Genomic DNA, 23,234 nt, shown 5'->3' on the forward strand with positions numbered 1-23,234 from the left:
CACTAGGCGGGCCTCGGGATCAGCGGTGGTTGTCGGTCAGTGCGCCCAATCGGGCTTGACGTTCAGCAGGTAGGCGGCGGCCACTGCGCGGGCGGTGTCTTCGTCGGCCACGTCGGCAATCCACCACCAGCGGTCCTTACCAGCCCAGCGGTAGACGCCCCAAAACTGCGCGGCCATCGGTGCGCAAGGCTCGACGCTTCCATCGAACTCTTGGCGGGGACCGTAGGAGACCGATCGGTCGCCCAGGGTGACCAGCTTGTCACCGGCAGGTACAGCCAGCTCGTTGTCGTTGCTCATTGCGACAGGCCCTTTGCGTGCTCAATGGCGCGATCCAGCGCGCCGGGGATGTTGTGAAAAATGCCGTGGCGTGTCGAGTGCGTGAGGCCGATTTTGTAGACCTCAAAATGGTTCGGCCCCTTGCGCAGCACCCACGCTTTTTCGGTCTCGAACATGATGTCCTCCTCGCGGTAGCTCATGCGAAGCGGCCCATCTCGGCTTGGATCATTTCGCGTGCCTGCCGCTCAGCATCGGCGAGTTCGCAGCGATTCTTGGGGCGTTCGGCAAGCCACGCACCCAACGGTTCCGCGATCTCGTAGCCAAAGACGCCGGGATAGCCGTCAGGGGTGCAAAGCTCCTCGAACAGCTTGTGAAGCATCCGGGCCACATTGGTCAGGAACTCGCCCACTTCGATGGTCACAGGCACGTCAGCCAACTGCCACCCTGCCGCAAGCAACGCAAGGTCGATGGGGTCGAAGTCGGTATCCCTGATTGCCCGGTTGACCACGGTGGCGAACTCCTCGGCTTGCTGCGGCGTCATCGCGGTCGCCGCCAGTTGTTCGTGATAGCGCCCCGGCTGTGCCAGGAACACGTTGCGGGTTCCGTAGGTGCGCAGTTCCATCACAGCACTCCCAGCCCGCGCAGCACCGGCATCACCAGCGCGTTGGTCTCGTCGTTGTCGCTCCAGTCGCTCGCGGCGTCGTTCCCGTTCTCCCAAATCAGGAGCACAAACCCCGCCTTTGTTGCGTCCGGGCGGTAGAACCGCAGGTGATCGTGGTCGGTAGAGGCGAGGGCCTCCAACACTTCTTGCCGGTCGCGGCTGTGCCGCACCGTGGTTTCTTCGCCGTCGTAGACGCCGAGCGAGTAACCAGCGGCGAGGGCGGCATCCACCAGCGCCACGGCTATGCGCTTCGCGCTCTCAGGGGCGTACTTGTCGAGGTTCATGGCTTTCTCCGGGCAACAAAAAAGCCGCCTAGCGGCGGCTAATGGGTTCGGGTTAAGCGCGGAGCGCGTCGCTGCACAGGGCTTCCGGGTATGACGAGTCGCGCATTGGCATGACGATCAAAGACGCGCACCTGATGCTCGGATCGGTGATGCCGCCAATACCGAACATGGCCGCCACGTCGCCGCCAGTCACCGGAATCAGTGAAGTGGCCTTGCCGCCGAATGCCTTGCGAATTACACCGGCCGCCTTCACTACGCCTTCGAGGACGGCAGGCGCGAATCCGGACAGCTTGAGTTCGTTCGGCTTGGACACCGCAGCACGCCAGTCCGGGTAGGTTCCATCAACGGCAGCAAACTCAATGGCCTGGCCTCCGCGCTCCGCCTTGAACCGGCTGGCATCGCCCACGGCGCTGAAATAGACATCGCCCTTCATCTTGGCGACCAGCTCGCACGCATTGCGCGGCACGATGATCTTGCCAATGTCCCACGGCAGGCTGGTACGCACCACAAGCATGCGGTGGCCGTCTGTAGCAACGATGATCGCACCATCGGCGTGCGACTCAATCAGCACGCCATTCAAGTAGAAGCGAACGTCATTCTTGGGTGCCACATGCAGAGCGGCGGCGATCAGGGCGGAAGGAATTTTGTTCATAGCTTTCTCCGGGCAACAAAAAAGCCGCCTTGCGGCGGCTTCGGTGGATTGGGATAGGGCGCTGTTAGAGGAACAGCTTGGTCAGCGTGACGATGCCAGCCACAAAGGCCGTGGCGACCACCAACGGATACCACCGGGTCTCCATCATCAGCTTGTCGCTCTCGCGGTTGATCTTGCGAATCTCAGCGGTGAGCTTGCGCACTTGCAAGTCCTCCAGTGGTCCATTGGTGCTCATGGTAGCTCCAAAAAAGACCCGCCGTCACACGTCGGCGGGGTGTGGAAAACCGGGTTGACGAAAGGGGATCAGATGACAACGGGGGAGGGACAAGGCGCAACTTGGGTGCGGTTCCTGTTCGCCTGGCGCTCCCGCTCGTTGAGTCGGGCGCGGTGCTCGCGGATGCCGCGGCGGATGCAACCGGCCACGTAGTAGTCGCGGGCGGTCATATCAAACGGGATCATCGTCATGGGTTGCTCTCCAGTGAATCGGACCACCAAAACGCCCCATCACAACGGTAGGGACGCTTTGGCGGTCAGACTCATGCTTGTAAGGCATGGAATCTGACCGTCGCCAGCTTCCGGGAGCGCCTCCAGCTCGCCTAGGAATCCCGTACAGATGGCCCCGCTCTTTCTGGCGGTGACCCGGTATCCGTGGCGGCCTTCATCGGCCCTTACACTTCCCGGCGCGGCTAGTGTTCCCAGCTCCCCGCGTTCTGCCGTGGGCGGCGCTCCTGCCTGCCCCTTTCCTACTGTCCCGACCGCACCCTGCGACCGTTGTTCGATGGTGGGCATTATGCCCGTTTGTTCCCGGTTTGTCAATCACTCCCGGTAGTGGGAGGATTGAGCCGGACGTTACCTGCGGTGCGCTCAGGGGCCTTTGGGGCTAGTCCTCAGTGCTGGCGGGATAAGCTCTAGGTGCTGTCGATCCATCGGTCGCACGTCTGTCGCCGCCTTTTCCGCTGCCGCCGTGCTGCTGGCGACGGGTATAGATTAGATCAATCCCCGCATGGCTGGCAATACCCCGATGGCAACGATTTTTGGATGGTCGCAGGGAGCGCCTAGCGCGCGCGTGGGGAGCTTCTATAGGCGGGGCGGTAGGGATGCCCGTGGCGGGCCTTGCGTGGGCCGTGGCGGCGCATTGGCTGGCCGTGGTGGGCGGCAGGTGGGCATAGGCTGGGGCAGGGTGCGCCGAGGTGGTAGGCAGGTGTGCCGAGGTGGTGCCGAGGTGGACGCGTGGCGGTCAGGGCAAAAAGACAGATAGGGACAGACAGAGGCGCGAACATTTGAGCGCGGATGTCCGCAGGTTGCCCAGGTATCGCATGGGATTGCCTAGGCACTGGATACCTAATCCGGTGGTTCACCTTTGGAATCAGTAGGTTAGCCGAGGTGGTGACGCCGCAGGTGACGCGAAGGGGGCGCATCGTGCCTTACGCTACAGGGGGCGACCCCCTACGGGGGGTGATCGCGCCGTTCCAAGTAGTTGGATACTCCTTCGGAAATTTGCCGCAAACCTTTCGACCACCTCTGTCACTTCGAGGAGACGTTATGTACGCCCGCCGATACACGATAAGAACCGCTACCGCGATCACCGTCCTGGCCTTAGTGCTCGCAGGACTCCCTGCCGCGTACTTTCAGACCGGCGTAAGGAGCGCTGAGGAGTTGCGTTCCTGGAACGAGCAGATCATCGAGAACGACGCCTCGCCGCAGGTGTTGGTTGATGAGGCGGTGCGGACGTTTGACGCCGCGACGAATGACCTCATCAGCAACCGCAATTCCCGCAACCTGTTTCTCCAGCTCGCTTTGGGCATCCCGGCGCTCGCTTGGATTGGTGCGGGCGTGGTGCTATGGGTCATCAAGGATGGGACGGAGGTCTAGTCCGCCGCAGTGGCACCCAAGGAGGACAGAGGAACACCCCAGGAGTGCATAGGAGAACTGTAGCTCTACTTGATGGTGAATACCAATGAATAGAACTCTATAGTCCTGCTAGAGTAATACTTAGGTCTTACTATGATAGCACCCTTGTCAAGCCCTCCCAGTGCTCCGTGGTCGAATAAACTTAGCGGTTGGCATAGACATTACAACGAGCATCTATGGCATCGCTCAATACCCTCCTCATTCGCTTGGCGGCGCTGGTCACTGTCCTCTCGCTGGTCTGTGCTGGAGTGCCCGCCGCATATCAGCACGCGAAGCTTCGAGCAGCACGGGAGCTGGTCGAACGTACCCGCGAGGTCATAAACGATGACACGACCGCGTACAGCGTGGTGGCCGATGCGGTGCCAATTCTGGATTCTGCACTGACTGAGGCCGCGCAGCACGAGCACATGAGAGGCCTACTCGTGGAATTCACGATTGGCGTCCCGCTGATCGTTTGGTTTGTCGTCTTGGCTGTAATGTGGTGGTTCAAGGATGAAGAATTGGCGTGATAGCTGAACTGTTCACTTTCAGGTAGAGTCGTTTCCTGTCTTTTAACTGGCCGTCGTGTACGGTACGAACCGTTTGGGGAACGTAGGCGTGGGAGAACGCGCGATGGCTACGGATGCATACAGCCAGGGTCGGCTCGGCTCGTTGTTGGTCATGGAAGATGATCCTGACCTCTCAGGGATGTTGAAGGAAATCCTGGCGATGCAGGGTTACGAGGTCGATGTGGTCGCCTCCGCTGCCGATGCATTCGACCGCATAGAGGCGAAAGCATTTCACGCGGCGATCTTAGACATCCAGACGCAGGACGGAGCATCAATGTCCGTCGCCGATTACCTGCTGTCGCACCGAATTCCCTACATGTTCGCGTCCGGGGTGCCGAACCCGCAGCTCCCTGACGCTCACCAGTGGGCGACCTTTCTCCCGAAGCCGTACCGCATCAAAGAACTCATGAGCGCCCTTGATAGGACTCGCCAAATCGGCATTCCTGTTTAGGCGCGTCCATGCGCCAGTAGTTCAGGTCCGGCGTTTTAGGAAACGCTTTGTAACCGTGTCGTAGGTCTGCACCGGAGGACCGCTGTAGAGGTCCGTCGAGCAGGCCATGAGGACTGCTTCGGTCGCGTTGTGGCCTGCCTTCATGGCGGCCAGGGCAATCGCACCACCACTACCGGCGACGAGGAAGTCGCGCCGGAGGTCGAGAGGGAGACCGTCGTGGTAGAAGGCCACCGGGTTGTCCCGCAGGCCGACCACGAGGATCGTGTACTCGCCCTTGGTCAGTTCGTCGAATCCCTCCGACAGCTCGCGCACGGCTCGCTGGATGTGGGAAGTGGTGCCCGCGCCGAACACCACCAGGTCGCGCCCGGTGGTGTCGGTGGTGCGGTAGAACTTCTCCTCCTCGTACCGCAGATCACCAGCGGTGACCTGCGAGTCGATAGCAACGAGCCGGCCGTCAAAGGCCAGCGTGGTCACTGCTTGATGTGCTCCCGCCAGTAGCTCGGGGTGAACGCAGCCCACTCGATGTCGTTCACGTCATCCCACAGGCGCTCCGCGGCATTCCGCAGGTGCTCCCACAGGCCGCCGAGGACGACGTAGGGAAGCGCCAGGAACACGGCGACGAACAGCCAGCCGGTGTAGGTGCGACGGGAGGTCTCGCGCAGGCGCTCCAGGAGCCATTGCGAGGCGAGGGCAATGCGCAGCGCTACGTACCCCTTAGCGCGCTCGTAGGCGCGCACCAGGCGCTCGCTGGCGCGGTTGTAGATGGTCTTGATGGTCACTTGGAGTTCCAGAGTTTGACTTCCGCCTCGCGGCGGTCGATGAGGCCGGGCAGGTCCGTCAGCACGCCCTTGACGCGACCCTTGGTCCATCGGCGGAGCTGTGCGGGCACCGCCGCGTAGTCGCCCGCGTTGAGCACGCGGAGCAGGGTGGAGCTGGCGAAGTTGCCCTCGCCGAGGTTGAACACGAAGTCGATCAGGGCGGCTTCCTGCGGCGCGCTGAGGGGCACGCGCACGTATCGACGGACGACCGTAGCGGCCTTGGAGAGGTCAGCCTCCAGCAGCTCCACAGCGCGTTCCTCGGTGATGCGGAGGCCAGGCTTCACGTCACTGCCGGTGTGGCCGTAGCCGATGGTCCACTTGTCTGCGGGGCACAGGTAGGCCACCAGGCGCAGACCCTCCGACTTCATCGTCAGAGGGCGCGCGAGCTGGACAGCCTGGCTCACACCGGGGCGTAGGGGTTCGACTGGCCGCCCTGGGTGTGGCAGCAGGGAGCGTGGTTGCAGTCGCACGGCGTTACCGGCGCGGGTGCGCTCGGGCCGTCGTTGTCGTCGTCGTTCTTGCGGCGCAGGAACAGGTACAGCAGGGCAGCGGCGGCGAGCGCCATCAGCCACGCAGCGAGCGTGTCGGACATTGGGTCTCCTACAGGATGTCGAGGTAGTTGTCGGGTGACGGCACGCGGCCGGTCACGGACTGGATGAAGGAGGCGTACTCGCGGTCGAGCAGCTCCTCCAGGTAGCGCTGCTCCTCCTTGGACACGTCTCGGGAGAGCTGGTCGGCCCAATACTTCACGGCCATCGCCAGCGCTTCGAGGCGGTCGTCGTGGCGCAGTGCGCCGCGGTCGCGCGTGATGCGCGTGAGCTGGTAGAACAGTTGGTACTTCTGTTCGGACTTCTGATCGGCGCGGATGATCGAGGCATCGACCACCAAGCGATGCTGGTTCAGCACAGGCTCCAGCACGTCGATGATTCGGTTCTCCTTCGAGGTGCCGTAGTGCTTCACCTCCTCGATGGAGCACGGGTACACGCGCGCCAGGACGCCGGAGAGCATCTTGGCGAACATGCCGTCACCGAAGTTGGCCTCAATGAGGACTGCGGAGACCTTCTCGGCGCGCGCGATGTGCGCCAGGGTCTCTAGCGTGTCGTCGTCGTAGCCGCCCTTGGTCGCACCAGCCCGGCGCGCGTAGAGCATGCCGCGAAGCATGCCGACGACCGCGTAGCCGGTTTCGTCGCCGCCTCGGCCCGAGGGGTCGATGGCGAGCACCTTGCCGGTGAACTCCTCCATTTCCGAGGCGAGGTACATGGGCCGGTACAGGCGGTCGCCCGTGAAGCCCACGGACGCGATGTCACTGACGATGTACTCCGGGCCGCTGCTGTAGACCACGCGGATCGGAGCGACCTCTCGGTCCACGTCCATCACGATCAGGTCGGACAGCTTGAGCGGGTACTTCTCGGCGTCGGACAGCGACGCATCGAGCATGAACTGGAGCATGAAGCCGGAGCGTCCATAGGACGCCTCGCGCTCCATCAAGTCCTCGTCGGAGAACCGGACGGACTCGCAGTTCTTCCAGGCGAGCTTGGGGTTCGCATCGAACGCATCGGCGATCATCGGGGCGAGCCGGTCGCCGTACACCTGGCGGTGCTTGGTGTCCTTCGGGTAGCGCGCGGGCCAGATGCGGATGACGTAGCCGCGCTCGGGGAGCTTGTTGTAGAGCGACTCCTCGGTCTGCGGAGTGCCGAGGTAGATGATCTCGCCGCCCGGCTTGAGCACCGCGTCGAACTCCTTGACCAGCTCGGCCAGCTTCTCGCGCTGTACGACGGTCATGGAGTTCTTTGGGACTTCGATGTCGTCCGCGATGATGGTGTCAGCGCGGGAGCCGGTGAGCTGGCCGTTGATACCGACCGACTTCACCGAGGGCGACTGATCCGGCTGCGCGGGACCAACGTCGAACGCCAGGTTCGAGTTGCGCTGGTCGGGGCGCGGACGGAGGTGTTGCAGTTCGGGCAGGGTTTCGATCAGGCGCTTGACGAACACCGAGAACGCATCGGCGCGTTCCTTCGATGCCGAGACAACCATGATCTTGTGCTGGGGGTCTTTCCAGAGGAGCCAGCAGACGTAGGCGGCCGTCACCCAGGACTTGCCGACGCCGCGGTACGCCATGATGACGCGACGGCGCGGGCCGGTTTTCAGGAACTCGCAGATGTCGTACTGGATCGGAGTGGGGCTTGGTAGCCCCAGCTCCTTCCAGACGTACCAGGCGAAGTTGCGGAAGTCCTCGAAAGGGTGACTAACGTGGAGGCTCGTCATGCCCTCCATCAGTTCAGCCGCCCGTCCTCAGCGGGATCGAACGGGAACTCGGACACCTTGTCCGCCAGCTTGCCCAGCGGAGAGCCGGGCGGCGTGGCAGCAACGTCGATGCCGTTGTCCTTGAGAAACTGCCGGGCCACGTTGAGGATCGAGGCCAGGCCCTTCGCGTCCGACTCCATCGTGTCGATGGTGTCGGCGAGCTTGTCCGCGACTGCGGCGTGCAGTCGCTCCAAGGCATCCTTGGGGGCGGTCACTTGTTGACGACGCGGTTCAGTACGGTCTCCAGCGCGGACGTGCCGAGCGACGCCAGGATGCACGCGAGCGCGACCTGGGCGACGAAGGAGACGCCGGGGATGAAAATGACGATGGCACCAGCGGCAAGGCCGGTAGCGCCGGAGAGGATTGCGCGGCCGAGCGCCTGCTTCCAGGTGATCGGGTCGTTCGACGTGAGCATCTTTGCGATGCCCACGATGAGGCCGACGCCCGCGAGAGCGCCGACCAGCTTCACTTCATCGTGCATTAGGTCTCTTGTAGGTGGTAAGGGCGTTAGATCGGAACGCCGAAGCTGTACTCGTAGCTGCCGCTCAAAGTGATCTGCGTTACGCCGTCGGTGACGGCTACGGTGAAAGTGCCCATGCGGCTAGTGTTGCGGCCAGATGCGGTCACGGTTCCGCCGAGGCCGCTGCCGGAGATCGAAGCGCCACCGTCCACCGTGCGAGAGATCACCGAGTAGTTGCCGGTGCCGCCCGAACAGCTAACGGTGAACGATCTGCTGATCGTGCCGCTGGTGTTCTGCGGCCAGCTCCCCATCAGCCAGCTCGGCGACAACGACGCTTGGAACGGCGTCGCCTTGACCGCGTTGTAGAACTGCGAGGCGTAGAGCGGGCCGCTCGTGGGTACGCCGTAGTTGGCAGGAACGTCGGGCACCAATCCAGCGCCCCGGTAATACTGGTGCGCGTAGATCGGATACCCGCCGCCGAACTCGGCACGGATCATTTCCCAGGAGATCGCACCGGAGCCAGGGAGGGCCATCAGGCACCTCCCCGCAGCTCTGCGACTTCCTTACGGAGCGCCTGCACCTCGGCAATCAGGAACGGCACGGCCTTGTCCCACAGGATCGTCTTGATCCCGTTATGCTCGGACTCGTAGACCATGTACGGCAGAACCTCCTCGACTTCCTGCGCGATTGCGCCGTACTCGTGCTTGGCCGAGTAGGTGAAGCCGGGGTTCAGCTCCTTGATCCGTTCGTCGTTCCAATCGAACTCCCGCACTCGGAACTTCGAGAAGAAGTCGTCGACCGCAGTTCGCGCGATGGGCGCGATGTTCTCCTTGAGACGGGCGTCCGAAGCGTAGGAAATGCTGTTGCTCTGACACTGCCAGTCGTTGTTATTGTTGCGGAAGCAGGCCCAGGCGAAACTGTTAGACGCGAGGAAGCCCAGGTTGTTGTCGTTACAGTGGAGCCAGTGAGTCGTTCCGAGATCGGTGTCGTAGAAGGTAATGGTCGGGGAGGTGCTTTCCAGGCGGAGGTCGCCGTCCGCACCGCCGCCCGACGAGATCAACACGCGCTTGCTGCCGTAGCTGCGGATGTACGAATTGTCTTGCATGAACCAGCCGCCGCCATGCGGCTCCGAGTACCAGCCGGTGCCGGATTGCTGCGAGCGGAACCAGCCCGCGTTGAGGTAAATCTGATCGCCAGCCGTCAGGCGGCCCGCGATATTCGCAGCGCCGTTCCAGTACAGGTTGTACCAGCTGTTCGTGTTCACGCGGGTGATCGAGCAGACGTCATCGCCAGCGCCGTTCGTTCCGTGGATGTACACGGTTCCCGCTGCACCCATGCCGGTCAACCGCAGAGGCGCGGAGTAGGCCAGAGTGACCTGTCCGGTGAAGGTTGCGCCGCCCAGGCTCGCCTTGCCGTCGAGCGCAGCTTGGAGGCCCGTGACGTTGGCAATGGTGTGCGTGTGGCTCACGTCTGCCTTGCTGGCGGGGTTGAAGGTGCCCGAGTGCCAAACAGCGTTGCCGTTGATCTTGATCGCGGCCTTGGCCGGATCGATCTCGATCACGTTGTTGGTCTGCGCCGCTGCGATCTGGAACCTCTTGGCACCAGTGTTGTCATACAGCTGGAGAACGGTCTCAGCGGCCGTGCCCACCTGCTTAAACGACCACGAGCGTTCGCTGTTGAACGTGAGTAGGTCGTTGCCGTCCCCCGCAGAACCAACGCCGACAGGTCCAGTGAAGTTCGCCCCGGACAGGTTCGCCTTCGCGTCCAGCGCCGCTTGCAGGCCCGTGACGTTGGCGATGGTGTGCGAGTGCGACGCCGCGGCCTTACCGTCGAGCGCAGCCTGGAGGCCGGTCACGTTGGCGATGGAGTGCGTGTGCGACGCCGCCGCCTTGCCGTCGAGCGCCGCCTGCGTCGCGGTGCTGATCGGCTTGTCGAGGTCGGCGGTGTTGTCCACCTTGTCGAGGCCGACCTGCGCCTTGGTGTGCGTGTGGGTGCTCGGCGGGTAGGTCGTCGGCTTGCCGGTGACGTGGGTGTTGAAGTCCACGTCGTTGCGGGTCGCCAGCGCGCCCAGCCCGCCGATGTCGCCAGCCACGAGGGTCACGTCGCCCTGCTTCCCGGCGACGCTGGTTACCTGATCGGTGTTGTCGATCTTCTCCCAGGTAGCGCCGTAGAGCGCCTGGTCGCCGACTCGCCAGTGGATGTCCCCCACGGTGCCTTCGCCGACGACCTTGTAGAAGTGACCCTTCACGGGGTTCGCCGGGAATGCCCCGGTGCTCGCGTCCCACGACCCCATGTAGATCAGGGAGCCGGTAGCCGCAGCCTGAGCCTGGGCGGCCCAATGCTTCGCCGAGAACTCGCCCGGCGAAACCTCGGTGCCCTGGGGAGCGTTCGCGTACAGGTTCGCCTTGTCGCGGGCAGCCTCGGCAGCGGTCTTGGCCGACGATGCGGTCTGCGCTGAGGTGGAGGCGGCCGACGCCGAGCCGGACGCTGCGGAGGCATGGCCGGCCGCGGTTACCGCCGAACCAGCCGCTTCGCTGGCCTTGGTGGTGGCGATGGACGCCTGGGCTTCCGCCCGGTTGGCCTGGGAGGTTGCGCTGGTCACCGAGGCGGCAGCAGCGGTTGCGCTGCCAGCTGCGGCGGTCTTGGAGGCGGCGGCCGACTGCGCGTCTGCCTCCACCAGGTCTGCCAGGTCCGTCATTTCCACCAGCACGGCCGCCGAAGCGGCGCGCGAAGCGTCAGCAGCGTTCGCCGCCGCCCTAGCCTGCGACATCGAGTCACCGGCCGAGGCGGCAGAGGCCGACGCTGCCTGCGAGGATGCTGCGGCATCAACGGCCGAAGCACCGGCCTCGGCTGCCTTGGTTGCCGCCGCAGACGCCGATGCGCTTGCTTCGCCAGCCTTTGCGACAGCGGTAGCCGCCGCTTCGGCCGAGGCGATAACGTCGTCCTCGATGCTGGCAGCAGATTCCGCAGCCCGCACGGCGGACGCCTCGGCGGCGTCGGAGAAGCCCAGGGCTTCACTGGCAGACTCGGCCGCTGCGTTCGCCATGCCGGTTGCCACGGACACCAGGTCGCGTACCTGCACGACCGAGCCGGTCAGCTCGTCGGTCATTGCCGTCACGTCCTTCTGGAGCTGCGGGAACGACGGTAGCGTGTGGTTGACGCCGAGGCCGTCCGTGACAACGACAGTGCCTTCGTCCTGCGTCAGCAGCGAGATCATCTGATTCTCGCGGGTATTCCAGCGGTCAACTACTTTCGACAGGCGAGAGGCCAGTTCCGAGTTGGAGACGTAACCGGGATTGTTGCTCATGCGTTTGAGGATTTTCTATGTTGGTTAGCGAATGCCGAATACGTAGCCGCGAACCGAGCGGACGATTCCGTTCTTACGCAGGCTGTCGAGGTCTTGAACAATCAGAAGGCGAAACTCGGACTCGGAGCCGGTCTGATAACCGGCGCCGCTGATCTGCCCGTAGCGGCCCATAGGGATCGCGGTCGATCCGGACGAGTAGATGCCGTCCATGCCCGCGCGGGTGACGTCGAGCCAGACGGAGCCGACACGCTGCTGTAGTACGTACACAGGGCAGTAGGCTTGGTCGTGGACGATACTGAGGTTGATTGCCGGGATGTGCTGCTCCCCGGCAAGCAGCGGCGCAGGAAGCCAGAAGCGCATCACCTCGACTTCCTCGCGCGGGCCACCAAGGTTGACTGCACCAGACCAAGTGATTGCTGCGGCGGCCTGGAACTGACCGACGACATTGGGCGCGTTGACCTTGCCCCGGAAGAATGCACCACCGCCTCGATCCACATAGAAGACAGCATTGTTGGCGGTCTTCACGCCGGAGCCGATCCAGAGGGGCCAGTCGCCCAGGTTGGAGATTTCGACCCGGAACTCAGCCGCGTTAATGACGTTGCCGTTTCCGTCGAGCGAGTGGGTCTTGAAGGTGCCGCCGTTAATCGTGCCAGCGTTCGCGGTGAGTGCCGACAGGCTGTTCACTCTGAGCTTGTCCGCAGTGATGGTTCCATCCACGACGAGGGCGCCTTGGATGCCTACGGTGGACTGGCCGCCCACGCTGCCAATCACGAACGGGTACTTCACGCTCGCCAGGTTGCCGCCCTGAGTGTACTGCGGGTGGACGAAGGCGAAGCGGTCGGCCGTGACGATGAAGTCGCTGCCCGTCGCAGGATTCGCTGACAGGGCAATACCTGCTACGACAGGGACGCCGTTGACAGTGCCTGCGTTGATCTTGACCGAGTAGTTCGCCTGCCACTGCCCGTACATGCCAGCGTGTTCGCCTGCGACGACGGAGAAGTTCTGCTGGAGCGTGGCGAATGCGCCGTCCTTGAACGCCTGCACCTGGGTGCTTGCGATGGACTGTGCCTGCTCTGCGGTGATCTTGGTGGACTGGAGCTGCTGCACCAGCGCACCGGTCGGTGACGTGGTGTCGATGTCGGCCTTGCGCCAGCTCGTGCCGTCCCAAACGTGGGTCAGGTACGCGCCGGTCTGACCGGTCTTGATCCAGAACGTCGGGACCTTGAAGCCGCCAGCGGGAGCCGTGGGCTGCGTCTCGGAGAAGATCGTCGGTGCGGTGGTCGTCTGGAGCGTGGACACCTGGGTTGCCAGGGCCTCGCGCGCGGACGCCTCAGTGTCGATGCGCTGCTCGAAAGCAGCCGACACGGCGGCCACCTGGCCGTCGATCTCGTTGGCGATGCCCTGCGGGACGTTCGCCCCGTAGCTGGCCGCCATCTGCTGCCGGAATGCCGTGTTGGCACCCTCGGCGGTCGTCAGGGCTTCCGTGGTCTGCGCCAGGCCAGCGATGTTCTCGCCGTGCTGGACCACTGCGGTCTCCACGTCGGAGACGCGCGCCTTCGTGGCGTCCACCTCGACCATCACGGCGTCGCGCATTTGCACCACGCTGTCGTCGATCTGTGCGCCGAGGCGTTGCTCGGTGGCCGCGCGGGCTTCCTCGGTGGTGGATTCCACCTCGTCGATCCGCTGGTTGAGCGCTGCGGACACGACCTCGCCGTTCTGGACGATCTGAGCTTGCAGCTCGGTCAGCGCCTCGACACGCGCCGAGGTCTCGTCTGCGATGGCCCGGTTGACCTCCAGGAACTGAGCCTGGTTGCTCCGCTCGCTGGTATCGACACGCGCGAACAGGTCGATGACCTGCTGGGCGATGACGCGGTTGCCCTCGGTCAGCAGCCCGATCTCGTGGGTTGCCGTGCTGATCTTGTCGCCGTAGTCGCGCTGCACGTCGAAGAACTCGTGCGAGCGCATGATCTCCTCCAGGATCGCCTCGGCGTTCATGTCGATCAGCTCGATGCGCGTCAGGAGGTCCTGGAGTGCGGGAGAGCGGAGGAGCTGCTCGATGATTGCGTTGAGGTCCGAGGAGCCACCGCCGTTGCCGGGGGTGCCACCGGGGAGGCCGCTACCGCCACCGAACTCGGCGAGTTCTTGGTGTGCGTACAGCAGTTGGCGGAACGACTTGGACAAGTCGCGCGCCGGGAGGTTTGCGCCTTCCTTGTAGTTGACCAGGAGGGCGTCAATCGGCGTGAATCGCCGGATGGTCACAGTGTAGGGTGCGTCGAGCACGCCATCCTGCGACGGAATCTCGATGGTGCTGGCGTCCACCCACGACACGGAGACAGCGCGGGCCGCGTCCGGTTCACCGACGAACGCCCGGATGTGTTCGCGGGCGATGTACGGGAACGGCACGGTGAACCGCGTAGGGCCTCCCTCGTAGGTGTAGAGCACGAAGGAAAGGCCGCGCGATAGTTCGATCATGCGTTCTCAAAAAGGTGGAGGCCCCGAAGGGCCTCCTGGTTACGGTCGATCAGTCCCGTCCTTGCGGTCTGGGAACTGCTGTAGGGCTTGATCCGCGATGTTGCGGACGCCCGTCATGTTGTTGAACCACCAAATCTTCCAGAAGTCTCGCATCTGCTTCTCGGTGATCTCCTCGTCGTCGCGGATGGCCGAGCCGATCATCCGCGTGCTGCCGTAGACCTTGTTGAACAGGTCGATGGACGGGATGCCCATCACGCCGTTCTCCAGGCCGGTCGAGCGGTTGTTGGCGAACACCGGGTCGTTGCCCAAGGCGTCCGCCCACACTGCGTCGGTGACGGCGGGGATCACGTTCGACCAGCTCGATTGCGCGACAGCGTTCTTGTAGAAGTTCTCCTGTGTCAGCTGCTTCTTTCGCTGTTCGGGGTTGCCCGCAGTGTTGATGTACGTGCGAGCCGCCCAGCCCATGCCTGCTGCCGAGGTGGACAGCACGACCATTGCGTAGGTGCGCCAGTCGTCGTAGTGGTGGACGGAGTTCAGGAAGTGGCGGGTGTAGCTGTTGACCATGAAGCTGCGGAACTGCGTGACGATGCGGCCGGTGGTGGAGTGCATCAGCTCGATGCTGTCCGAGGCGTCACCTTCGAGAACCTGGTGTCGCGTCACGCGGAACAGGAAGGCCGCCATCCGCTCGCGCGTCTGGAACGGCAGCTTGTCCGGGTCGATCTGCTCGATCTGCCGTTTGCCTTTGAGGTAGCCGAACACGTCGGCCTGGGCCTTCTCGTCGAGGCCCCAGGTGCGCAGGCGGGCCACTTCGGCGTCCGACAGCTTCTTGGCGTTCGCCATGTCCAGCAGCCGCAGCAGCGTGGCGCGACCGGCGATGCGTTGGAGCATCGTGTTGATCGGGGCCATGCCGGATGCGACCGAGGTGACGTGCGTCGCCATGTTCATCGCGTTGTCGATCTTCTCGCCGTGCTTGACGTTGAACGTCTGCGGCACGAGCGCGTCCTCGTCCAGACGCAGGAACGGCGGGTTGCGCAGCCAGTCGGTGCCGGGTGCGAACAGCCGCTCCATCACGCGCGCCTCCTGCGAGGACAGCTTGCCGTCAGCACCACGCACCAGGAAGTCGCGTGCGGCACCCACGGAGTTCCAGAAGTTGCGGAGACCGGCATGCGCGATGGTCGGGCCAAGCTCGGCGAACAGCGAGAAGCCGACCTGGTTCATCACGCGGGCGAAGTTCCAGTTGCGCAGGAACCGCGCGTAGCGTGCGCCACGGCTGGCGGGATCGAGTTCGGTGCTGCGGCCGAAGGTGGACTTGAGGCCGATGTCGATCAGGCGCTCGATGTCCTTCACGTCGTCGCCGGACTTGCGGGCGTCGCTCTTGAGCTTTGACACGAAGCGGTCCAGCTGTGCTCGGTTCTTGATGCCAGCCTTAGACGACAGCGCCGACCAGCCGGTGATCTCGCGCATGTAGCGGGTCATCACCGAGTCCACGTCGTTGTCGAACAGGTCGGCCATCGAGACCTGCACGTCCTCGCCAGCTTCGTTGCGGATGGTGGTGGAGTAGGTCTCGTCGAGGTCGATGCGCTTCTTCGCGCGGTCGAGCTTGCCCGACTCGTAGGTCTTGCGGTCCAGCTTGGACAGCAGCTCTTGCGACCGCACGGGCGAGACGCCCGCCTCGGTCAGCATATTGCCGATCTCCTCGACCGAATCGCTGTCCAGCGGGCGGACCAGCAGGTCCATCCCGTCGCCCTCGAAGTTCGCCTGAGCGCGCTTGAGGTAGGAGCGTGCAACCGCACCGAGCAGCTCGTCGTCGATCTCGTCGCCTTCGTCGGCGACGGCCTCCCATGCGCGTCGCATGGCGGGCTTGATGAGCTGGTCGATCACGTCGTCCTGGTGGAGCTGCATTTCGCCGAACAGGCGCTTGAAGCCCTTGCCGCTCCAGTAGCGCGGCAGGTAGTTGCCGTTCTGCGCCACGTTGGCGAAGCCGTCGAGGTTGCTGTCCTGCGCCAGCTTGAGCGCATCCCGCATCGCCTTGGCGACGCTTCCAGCAGCCTTGGCGGCTTCCGGTGGCACGTCCGGCGCGCCGCGCACGGCACGGCCGACCTCCTCGTTGAACTTGGCGCGCTCGGAGAAGTTCCACCAATGCGTGCCCGTCCGCTGCTTGTAGGCGTCCCACGCGGCGTTCACTCCGCTCCGCCATTCCGTCTCCATGACGGCCAGGTGGCGCTTGGCGAACTCGGTGGTGGACTCCTGGACCGCGACGGAGCGATCGGTGTAGCCGACGCCATCACGGAACAGCAGGCGGCCCGCCTCGCGCACCAGCGGCGACTTTGCGCTACCCATGCGGGCAGCAAGGTCGCGGCGGACGGTGGCGAAGTGGGGCGTGATGTGCGCGTTGACCAGCGCCTTGTCGGTGAACTCCTGCTCGAATGCGCTTTCGTTGCGCAGCGGGAGGACGCCTGGCGTCGGATCGATGGCGGCGGTGCCTGCCACGCGGGCGGCGGACAGTGAGTCGTCACCGGCCAGCCGCTTCACCACGTCAGGCTTCACCTCGCCGTCGAACAGGGCACCCCGGCGAGCGCCAAGGGCACCACCGAACGCGAACGACAGGGCGGCGCTCTGCACGCCATCCGCGAGCGTCTGCTCGGGGTCGTAGGTGGAGGTTGCGGCCGACATCAGCGCGGAGGTGCCCGCAGCCTGTAGACCGGATCGCACCGCGTTGGCGAGGCGTCCGGCCTTGGCTGCGTACCCCAGGCCGCCCGTGGCGAGATCGAGGCCGGTTGCCACCGGGTCGGTGAAGCCGAGGGCGATCTGTCCGCCCAGGCCAAACTGCGCCAGGTCGTCGTCCGCCATCTGATTCATGAAGGCCACGGATTCCAGATAGGAGAGGTGCTCGTCGGACGTGGCCCGACCGAACAGCTCCCACTGCTCGGGGCGCAGGCCCATCGACTCCCAGCGCTTGCGCGCGTCTGCGGGAATGCGATAGCCCTGCTGCGGCTCGTAGCCCAGCTCGGTGATGAAGCGGTCGATGAAGCCGATGCCGCCCTTTGCCTGGGCAGCGCCCCATCCGTCCCATACGGTCGTCTGATCCTTCCGGCGCTGCGCGGCCTCTCGCTGCTCCTTGCGCTCGCGCACGGCTTGCACGATGGGCTGCTGGGTTGCCGGCTTGACGATGTTCTCGTCTGCGCCGGGTAGGGATTCAAACATGCGGTCTTACTTCCTCGTCAGGTACTCCAGGAAGTCCTCGGGGACTGCTGGGGTGGTGGTGGTTTGCTTGGTGCCCGCGTTGGGGACCAGCGGCTTGGTGAGGTCGAACTTCGGCAGCTCGAAGGCGGGAGCCTCGGCGGCGTTGGCGTCGCGCTTGGCGATGGCCGCGGGGACTTCCGTGGTCGCCGACTGCGAGCGCAGGTCGCGGATGTTCCGGGACTGATCCGCCCAGGTGGTGCGCTGCTCGACCCGACGCCGCGCCTGGGATTCCGCAAGGTCTCCCTTCCAGCGCTGGTGCTGTGCCGCGATGGCGCGCGGGTCGAAACCGATAGCGCGGCCGGTGTCCGGGTCAGGGATCAGCCAGTTGTCGGGGCCGACGATCTGCCACTGCCCCGGATTGCGGGGATTGGGCAGGGCCGACAGCTCATCCGGGTCGCGGCCGAGCTTGCGCGCGACCGTTTGGATCAGCTCGTCTACCGCTGGCTCGGCACCCTGCGGCATGCCGATGTTCGGCACGCGACGGCCATTGACGGTCGTGCGCTGGGCGTCGATCTGACCGACCGCCGCACGGATGGCAGCTTCGCCGGACACGCCCCCGCGAGAGGCGATGCGCTCGGCTTCCTGGCGGATGCGGTGCAGCTCACGCGGGTCGCGCGGCTTGCCGTCGATCTCCAGGTAGTCCTTGATACCGGACTTCCAGGTGTCGTTGATGACCGAGCGGGCCTCCTCGACTTCGCGCTTCGGTTGCGTCAGGACGCGAGCGGCCTCCTGGTGCGACTGACCGCTGCGCCGGGTGTCGTAGAGGTACTGGTCCAGCATCGCCGCAGCCTCGCCGCCAGCGACCGTATCAGCGTACTTGGGCGAGACCTTGCGGAGCTGTTCGTACAGCGTCGCGGCGTTCTGGAAGTTCTCCTGGAACGCCGGGTCGGCGCGCTTGAGGATGCGTTCGAGCTGAGGGATGACGATGCCCTGCCGTGCCCACTTCTGGAGCACCTGGCCGCGTGCGGCCTGCGGGGTTTCCTCCCACTCCTTACCGGCCTGCTTCTTGAGATCGGCGTCGCTGATCTCGTAGGGATTGCCTCCGGCGACCAGCTTGCGGATGCGCTCCTCGCGGGCGCGCTCCTTCGCTTCCTGCTCCCAGCGGCGAAGCGTCTGCTCCTGCTGGTTGTTCCAGTATCGCTTGAAGGACTGGAGGTCGCCACCGCTCAGGCCGAATTTACTGGCCCAGGTGTCGATGGTCTTGTGGGTGAGCTGGCCGCGATCCGCGAGGCCCTGGAGCGTCCACTCTGCCTCGGCCATCGCCTGCTTGCGTGCCTCGTCCTCGCGGTGTGCGATCACGCGGGCACCAGCGGCAGCCGCCGCGCGCAGCTCGTCGCCGTGCTCGGTGTTCATCAAGCCGGGCTGGCCGTCGCCGCGGTCCTGCTCCAGGAACGCCAGGATCGACTGAGGATCGCGGTTGCCTGCGGCCAGCTCCTCCTTGGCGGCCTCGACGTAGAGTTCGTCCACGTCGCGCTTGTTGAGATAGGCGTACTCCTCCTGGTCCAGCATCGCGTACAGGCCGTTCATGCCCTCGGAAGTGAGGAACGTGCCGCCCTTGATGCCGTCGCGGATGATCGCGGTCAGCGACTCCTTCTGCCGGACCAGCATTTCCCGCATCGAGTCGGCCTGCCACTGCTGGCGGACCTGCTGCGCGGCGCGCATGGCGACCGGCATCAGGGCCTTGCGGACCTGCGGGTCTTGGAACTCGGGGTTCTGCGTCAGCGCAGCCATCCGCTCCTTGATGAGCGGCTCGATGTCGGTGCCGGGTTCGGCCTTGGCGATCTCTTTGGCCGCTTCGATCTGCCAGTCGCGGACGCGGATGATGCCGTCTGCCTTGAGGTAGCCGCGACGCCATGACTCCGACTGCTGGGCAACGAAGTCCTCGGCCTGCCGGGGCGTACCCTCGGCGTCCTCCTGCATACGTTGGGTCGCCGCGGCGCTGTACTGCTCGCGGCTGTTTGAGATCATCTGCGAGTTGACGGAATCCGAGACGCGCGTCAGCACCGCAGCGGCGGTGCGAGAGAGGACACCGGCACCAGCGGAGGACGCTTGGTCAGCCTGCACCGCCAGAACGGGGCGCTCGGCGAGACGCTGCGGCACCTGCGCGCGGCGGATGATCTCTTGGGGTTTCGTGCGAGCCACGGGTTACTCGTCTCCGGGAATGGAATAGCGCTTGTAGGTTTGGATGTTGCTGTAGGCATTCGCGCCTGACTGCATCACGCCGCCCAGCGCCTCGGCATTGCCGGTGCGGATACGAGCGCGTGCTTCGGAGCCGCTTTCGACGACTCCGTTCCTGCGGTTCTTCTCGATGAGGGCCACGTCACGGCCAGCCTGGGCCATGATGTCGTTCGCCAGCAGCTCGACCGAGTTGCCGGACACTGCCGCTTCTGCTGCGGAGGCGCGCATCGCGGATCGCAGTGCGCGGGCCTCCTCCATGCGCTGTTGGGTGCGCTCGGCGGCCTGGTCGTTGATCTGCTCCTGCTGACGCTCCGCGGCTTCCTCGATGGCCTTGTTGTTCTGATTCTGGCCGTACATGGTCGCCATCGCGCTGACTGCGGCGATACCGACCTGGACTGCTACGGGGTTGCACATGGGGTCTTGGTTACTCGGACGAAGGGTGTCTTGGCGAAGCCGTAGGCGGACTCGACGCCGCTCTCGCGGAAGCCAAGCCAGCCGAGCCATCGCCGCGTGGTGACGGCGTGGACATCGACGAAGTTGAAGATGGTGCCGAAGGTGGCCGACCACTCGTCGCTGATCCGCCGAGCTTCTCGGAGGAACGTGCGGCAGAACGTGGGAGCCACCAGGGCGTCGGTGCCCAGCAGCCAAACCGAGGCGATACCCTCGGCGTGCTGGCTGAAGCCGAAGATGCACACGGGGGAACCGTCGTGCATCGCGGCGAAACTGCGGTCGCTCGCGGTCACTGCAAATGCGAGCGCCTGGAGCGGGGTGTGACCATGCGAAGCCGCCACCTCCAGGATGTCCTCCTGCCGCATGTTCTCGGCGACGTGGAGGATGTCGCTGGCGGTGGGGCTTCGATAGGTCAGGGTCATACTCGGCTGCGGGAGACGAACATGCCGCGCCACTGTGCTGACTGGAACCAGCACTGGAACGGCAGGCGGTTGACGAGGTGCATGCGGACGCTGTTGGCGTCGCCCAGCACGGGGAACCGGCGAGAGCCGGAGTGGAACGTCGGGGCGCTGGTGCGGAACACCGAGTCGTTGAGGACGCGCGCGGTGTACGCACCGGAGTGCGACGCCACGTAGGTCTCGACGCGGCCATTGCCGTGCTGCTCGACCTCCAGCTCGAAGTACGCGCCATCCTTGTAGGCGACCTCGATGTCACGCACCTGCGTGCGGCCCACCAGCACGGCCTGGTTCTGCCCACCGCGAACGATGGGCTTGGTCAGGGTGAGGCGGTGCTCGTAGTCCATGCCGACGACCACGCGGCCCTCGGTGTGGTTACCGGGGAGCGCAAGGCGGGTGCGGGCGTTGTCCCAGCGCGCCTTGGTGATGTCCAGGTACGCGCCGGGGTCTTGCCAGTCGTCCGTCTTGAGGACGGTGACCGTCATGCCATCGGGCACGATGTAGGGCAGGTCGATCCAGGTCTCGTTGCCGAACTGCTGATAGGTGGGCTGCACCACCAGCATGCGGTCGAGCAGGAAGTTGTAGTCGCCCGTGGCATCCGTGTCGTGCTGGTTGAGCACCATGCGGAACTTGAGCAGCTCGCAGCCGCCGCCTGGGGCTTCCGCGACGGCGTACAGCACGTCGTTGATGGCGTGCATGTGGACGATGCGACCGACGCCGGAGATTGACCAGCGCGTCCATGCGGACTGCTGCTTCTCGTCGCCGATCCAGCGGACGAAGTAGACGTAGAGCTGCGCGTCGGTCGGCTCGTCAGGAGCGAAGAACACGCAGTCGGCACCACTTGCGCTCGCCATCGCTCGCATGCGGCCCGGCATCAGCTTGGGCACATGCGCCGTCACGTCGGCGGCGTCGCCGGTCACCGACAGGTCGTCGATGAAGTATTCGCGCACGCTGGCGTATGCGCCGCTGTCCTCGGTGAAGTACAGCGACTCGCCCATCAGCTTCGGCCGGATGTACGGCGAGCTGCTGTAGCTGTTGACCGGATCGCTCTTGACGTTCTTGGCGGCCAGGTACGGCTCGGCGGTCAGGAGGAACTGGCCGCCCGCAGCGGCAAGGAACAGGGCCGACTGGAACGGGACTGCGTGGTAGAGCGTGGTGACGCCGTTAGACCCGCTGACGCTCACGTCGATGGGGTCGGCGTCGAGCACCTGGGTCACCGAAGTGCGCCAGAGGTTGAACGGATCGGAGACCTCGGACATCAGCACGTTCTCCCCGGCCAGGAAGCCTAGGCGGTCCCGGTGCTTGAACACCTCGCGGATGCGCTGGCCGTCGATGGACGGGAACGGGTTGCTTTGCTCGTCACCCGCGAGCCGCGCGGTCCACTCCGGTCCACCGAAGGAGAACCAAAAGCCGTCCGCATGCACCGGATCGGGGATGCGCTTGAGGATGTGGGGCATCGTCTTGGCATCGAAGCGGTGCTTGATGCCTGGCCGGGCGACCTCCAAGTAGACCGAGGAGGACTGCTTCTGGACGTAGTAGTCGTCGAACTGCGACTCGGACGAGCCGATGATGTTGTAGATCGCGCCGGTCGGCACAACGGCCGAGCCTTTGTCACCGGGCTTCGGCAGGTCCGACATCGTTTGCGCCGATCCGTACAGCGAACCGGGCGACAGCTCATCGCTCTGCTTCACGTCTACCAGCCGGTTGACGATGAAGGTGGTGTCGGAGAACGTCGCCAGCGCAAAGCACGACCACGCACGCTGTCCCTGGGTGTCCAAATAATCGAGCGCGTCGCCCGTGGCGTTGACGGTGTATTCCTTGCCGGTCTCGTGGTCGAACACGCGGATGCTGCGGTGACCCACGGCGACGATGTAGCGCTCGTTCTCATCGCGGACGATGGAGTGGAAGGCGCAGTCGTGATCGAGGGTGACGCCAAGGCCAGCAACGAACTCGGCGGGCGGGCGCTTGCCAGCGCCCATTGCGGCATGCAGCCAGGCGTTGATCGCCTTAGTGAGCTGGTTCGGCGAGCGGACGGTATCGTCCTGCTGCGACTCGCCTCCCAGGAACGAGGGGTAGTCCCCCGTGATTAGCGGCATCAGCGGTCCCAAATATCAGACACGTCCGTCGATCCACTGAGGAAGTTGTGGCCGCGGGCGTAGGTGAAGTCGGCGTGCTCCTGGGCGAAGATGAGGTATGCCTCCTCCTCGTGCTTCTCGGTGAACACGTAGAGCTGGTCGCTGCCCAGCACGCTCGTCTGGAACAGACGCGCAGCGCGCACGGCGATGTAGCGACGGGCCGACTCGGGCAGCTCCTCGTAGGCGAGGAACCAGGTCACGAAGTCGGCGGTGGGTGCCGACGAGAAGGTGTCGGCGAGGGTGAGCGGGTTGATGAGGCGCGTGCCTCGGATCACCAGTGGCTCGCTTCCGCGTGCGGGGACGAGCTTGAGGATCGACTGCGGCGGCAGCACCTTGCCTTCCGCGTTGAGCGTGAAGGTGAACGACTCGCTGGTGTTGAACCACCAGCCAGCGGTTTGGACCTCGCGGCTCACCGCGCGGAGGGTGTCGCGCGCCTGCGAGGCGTACAGGTTGCCGAGCGCTTCGAGGTCGCTGATCGGCGCTTCGCCGATAGCACCGAGCAGCACGTTGACGGCTTCGAGTTCCGTGGTCGGAGTGAGTTCGAGGTTCATGGATTCGGGGCAAAAAAACGGGGGACACCCGTATGGATGTCCCCCGTAGATGGAGAGAGATTGGAGTTGGGACGGGAG

Annotated in this window: 26 protein-coding genes; 3 read left to right on the top strand and 23 right to left on the bottom strand. The window is 64.7% G+C overall.

Going from position 1 to position 23,234, the window contains the following annotated elements; all coding sequences use genetic code 11:
* Positions 1-36: 36 nt before the first annotated feature.
* The 7 genes from VN11_RS04405 to VN11_RS22475 all read right to left on the bottom strand — a co-directional run bounded on the left by VN11_RS04405 (position 37) and on the right by VN11_RS22475 (position 2,338).
* Positions 37-297, bottom strand: coding sequence for a hypothetical protein (locus VN11_RS04405; protein ID WP_032961791.1), 261 nt, complete (start codon positions 295-297; stop codon positions 37-39).
* Positions 294-452, bottom strand: coding sequence for a hypothetical protein (locus tag VN11_RS22465; RefSeq protein WP_153643621.1), 159 nt, complete (start codon positions 450-452; stop codon positions 294-296). Before VN11_RS22465 ends, VN11_RS04405 begins: the two co-directional genes overlap by 4 nt.
* Before the next feature lie 20 nt (positions 453-472).
* On the bottom strand, positions 473-898 hold the full coding sequence (locus VN11_RS04415; RefSeq protein WP_049397875.1) for a hypothetical protein: 426 nt from the start codon (positions 896-898) through the stop codon (positions 473-475).
* Positions 898-1,221, bottom strand: coding sequence for a hypothetical protein (locus VN11_RS04420; protein ID WP_049397874.1), 324 nt, complete (start codon positions 1,219-1,221; stop codon positions 898-900). Before VN11_RS04420 ends, VN11_RS04415 begins: the two co-directional genes overlap by 1 nt.
* Before the next feature lie 52 nt (positions 1,222-1,273).
* Positions 1,274-1,873, bottom strand: coding sequence for a hypothetical protein (locus tag VN11_RS04425; RefSeq protein WP_049397873.1), 600 nt, complete (start codon positions 1,871-1,873; stop codon positions 1,274-1,276).
* Positions 1,874-1,937: 64 nt separating this feature from the next.
* Entirely contained in the window at positions 1,938-2,108 is a 171-nt protein-coding gene (locus tag VN11_RS22470; protein WP_004154558.1) for a hypothetical protein, read from the bottom strand.
* Between the two features lie 68 nt (positions 2,109-2,176).
* Positions 2,177-2,338, bottom strand: a complete 162-nt coding sequence (locus VN11_RS22475) for a hypothetical protein (protein ID WP_153643622.1) — start codon at positions 2,336-2,338, stop codon at positions 2,177-2,179.
* A 1,077-nt stretch (positions 2,339-3,415) separates the two neighbouring features.
* Here VN11_RS22475 and VN11_RS04430 point away from each other — a divergent pair.
* From VN11_RS04430 to VN11_RS04440, 3 genes are all read left to right on the top strand, one after another.
* Positions 3,416-3,745 carry a hypothetical protein gene (locus VN11_RS04430; RefSeq protein WP_032961796.1) on the top strand — a complete coding sequence of 110 codons (330 nt, stop codon included), beginning with the start codon at positions 3,416-3,418 and terminating at the stop codon, positions 3,743-3,745.
* 215 nt (positions 3,746-3,960) lie between these two features.
* Complete coding sequence (locus VN11_RS04435; RefSeq protein WP_032961798.1) at positions 3,961-4,293, top strand: hypothetical protein; 333 nt, start codon at positions 3,961-3,963, stop codon at positions 4,291-4,293.
* An 88-nt stretch (positions 4,294-4,381) separates the two neighbouring features.
* Positions 4,382-4,783 carry a response regulator gene (locus VN11_RS04440; protein WP_125899042.1) on the top strand — a complete coding sequence of 134 codons (402 nt, stop codon included), beginning with the start codon at positions 4,382-4,384 and terminating at the stop codon, positions 4,781-4,783.
* A gap of 21 nt (positions 4,784-4,804) precedes the next feature.
* Here the strand turns inward: VN11_RS04440 and VN11_RS04445 are convergent, their stop codons facing one another.
* Genes VN11_RS04445 through VN11_RS04520 form a run of 16 tightly spaced genes read right to left on the bottom strand, consistent with a single transcriptional unit; the run spans position 4,805 to position 23,156 of the window.
* Positions 4,805-5,257 carry a hypothetical protein gene (locus VN11_RS04445; protein WP_005412387.1) on the bottom strand — a complete coding sequence of 151 codons (453 nt, stop codon included), beginning with the start codon at positions 5,255-5,257 and terminating at the stop codon, positions 4,805-4,807.
* Positions 5,254-5,562, bottom strand: coding sequence for a hypothetical protein (locus VN11_RS04450; RefSeq protein WP_049447208.1), 309 nt, complete (start codon positions 5,560-5,562; stop codon positions 5,254-5,256). The genes VN11_RS04445 and VN11_RS04450 overlap by 4 nt, the downstream gene beginning before the upstream one ends.
* Positions 5,559-5,969: a lysozyme gene (locus VN11_RS04455; protein ID WP_219627573.1), complete on the bottom strand. Its 411-nt coding sequence runs from the start codon at positions 5,967-5,969 to the stop codon at positions 5,559-5,561. Before VN11_RS04455 ends, VN11_RS04450 begins: the two co-directional genes overlap by 4 nt.
* Positions 5,970-6,001: 32 nt before the next feature.
* On the bottom strand, positions 6,002-6,193 hold the full coding sequence (locus VN11_RS04460) for a hypothetical protein (protein ID WP_049447210.1): 192 nt from the start codon (positions 6,191-6,193) through the stop codon (positions 6,002-6,004).
* Between the two features lie 8 nt (positions 6,194-6,201).
* On the bottom strand, positions 6,202-7,866 hold the full coding sequence (gene terL, locus VN11_RS04465) for a phage terminase large subunit (RefSeq protein WP_238581852.1): 1,665 nt from the start codon (positions 7,864-7,866) through the stop codon (positions 6,202-6,204).
* An 8-nt stretch (positions 7,867-7,874) separates the two neighbouring features.
* Positions 7,875-8,120, bottom strand: coding sequence for a hypothetical protein (locus VN11_RS04470; protein ID WP_049447213.1), 246 nt, complete (start codon positions 8,118-8,120; stop codon positions 7,875-7,877).
* Entirely contained in the window at positions 8,117-8,386 is a 270-nt protein-coding gene (locus VN11_RS04475; protein WP_005412393.1) for a hypothetical protein, read from the bottom strand. Before VN11_RS04475 ends, VN11_RS04470 begins: the two co-directional genes overlap by 4 nt.
* A 26-nt stretch (positions 8,387-8,412) precedes the next feature.
* A complete protein-coding gene (locus VN11_RS04480) occupies positions 8,413-8,898 on the bottom strand; it encodes a hypothetical protein (RefSeq protein WP_049447215.1) in 486 nt (161 codons plus the stop codon).
* Complete coding sequence (locus tag VN11_RS04485; RefSeq protein WP_049451865.1) at positions 8,898-11,672, bottom strand: tail fiber domain-containing protein; 2,775 nt, start codon at positions 11,670-11,672, stop codon at positions 8,898-8,900. Before VN11_RS04485 ends, VN11_RS04480 begins: the two co-directional genes overlap by 1 nt.
* A gap of 24 nt (positions 11,673-11,696) precedes the next feature.
* Positions 11,697-14,144, bottom strand: a complete 2,448-nt coding sequence (locus tag VN11_RS04490) for a phage tail fiber protein (protein WP_049444473.1) — start codon at positions 14,142-14,144, stop codon at positions 11,697-11,699.
* A gap of 39 nt (positions 14,145-14,183) precedes the next feature.
* Positions 14,184-17,348, bottom strand: a complete 3,165-nt coding sequence (locus VN11_RS04495) for a hypothetical protein (RefSeq protein ID WP_053448913.1) — start codon at positions 17,346-17,348, stop codon at positions 14,184-14,186.
* 6 nt (positions 17,349-17,354) lie between these two features.
* On the bottom strand, positions 17,355-19,529 hold the full coding sequence (locus VN11_RS04500; protein WP_049444477.1) for a hypothetical protein: 2,175 nt from the start codon (positions 19,527-19,529) through the stop codon (positions 17,355-17,357).
* Between the two features lie 3 nt (positions 19,530-19,532).
* Complete coding sequence (locus VN11_RS04505; RefSeq protein ID WP_049397861.1) at positions 19,533-19,931, bottom strand: virion core protein, T7 gp14 family; 399 nt, start codon at positions 19,929-19,931, stop codon at positions 19,533-19,535.
* Positions 19,932-19,963: 32 nt separating this feature from the next.
* A complete protein-coding gene (locus tag VN11_RS04510; RefSeq protein ID WP_005412400.1) occupies positions 19,964-20,437 on the bottom strand; it encodes a hypothetical protein in 474 nt (157 codons plus the stop codon).
* On the bottom strand, positions 20,434-22,566 hold the full coding sequence (locus VN11_RS04515) for a hypothetical protein (RefSeq protein ID WP_049444478.1): 2,133 nt from the start codon (positions 22,564-22,566) through the stop codon (positions 20,434-20,436). The genes VN11_RS04510 and VN11_RS04515 overlap by 4 nt, the downstream gene beginning before the upstream one ends.
* Positions 22,566-23,156, bottom strand: coding sequence for a hypothetical protein (locus tag VN11_RS04520; RefSeq protein WP_005412402.1), 591 nt, complete (start codon positions 23,154-23,156; stop codon positions 22,566-22,568). Before VN11_RS04520 ends, VN11_RS04515 begins: the two co-directional genes overlap by 1 nt.
* Between the last annotated feature and the right edge of the window lie 78 nt (positions 23,157-23,234).

It is taken from the genome of Stenotrophomonas maltophilia, from assembly GCF_001274595.1.
Classification (GTDB): domain Bacteria; phylum Pseudomonadota; class Gammaproteobacteria; order Xanthomonadales; family Xanthomonadaceae; genus Stenotrophomonas; species Stenotrophomonas forensis.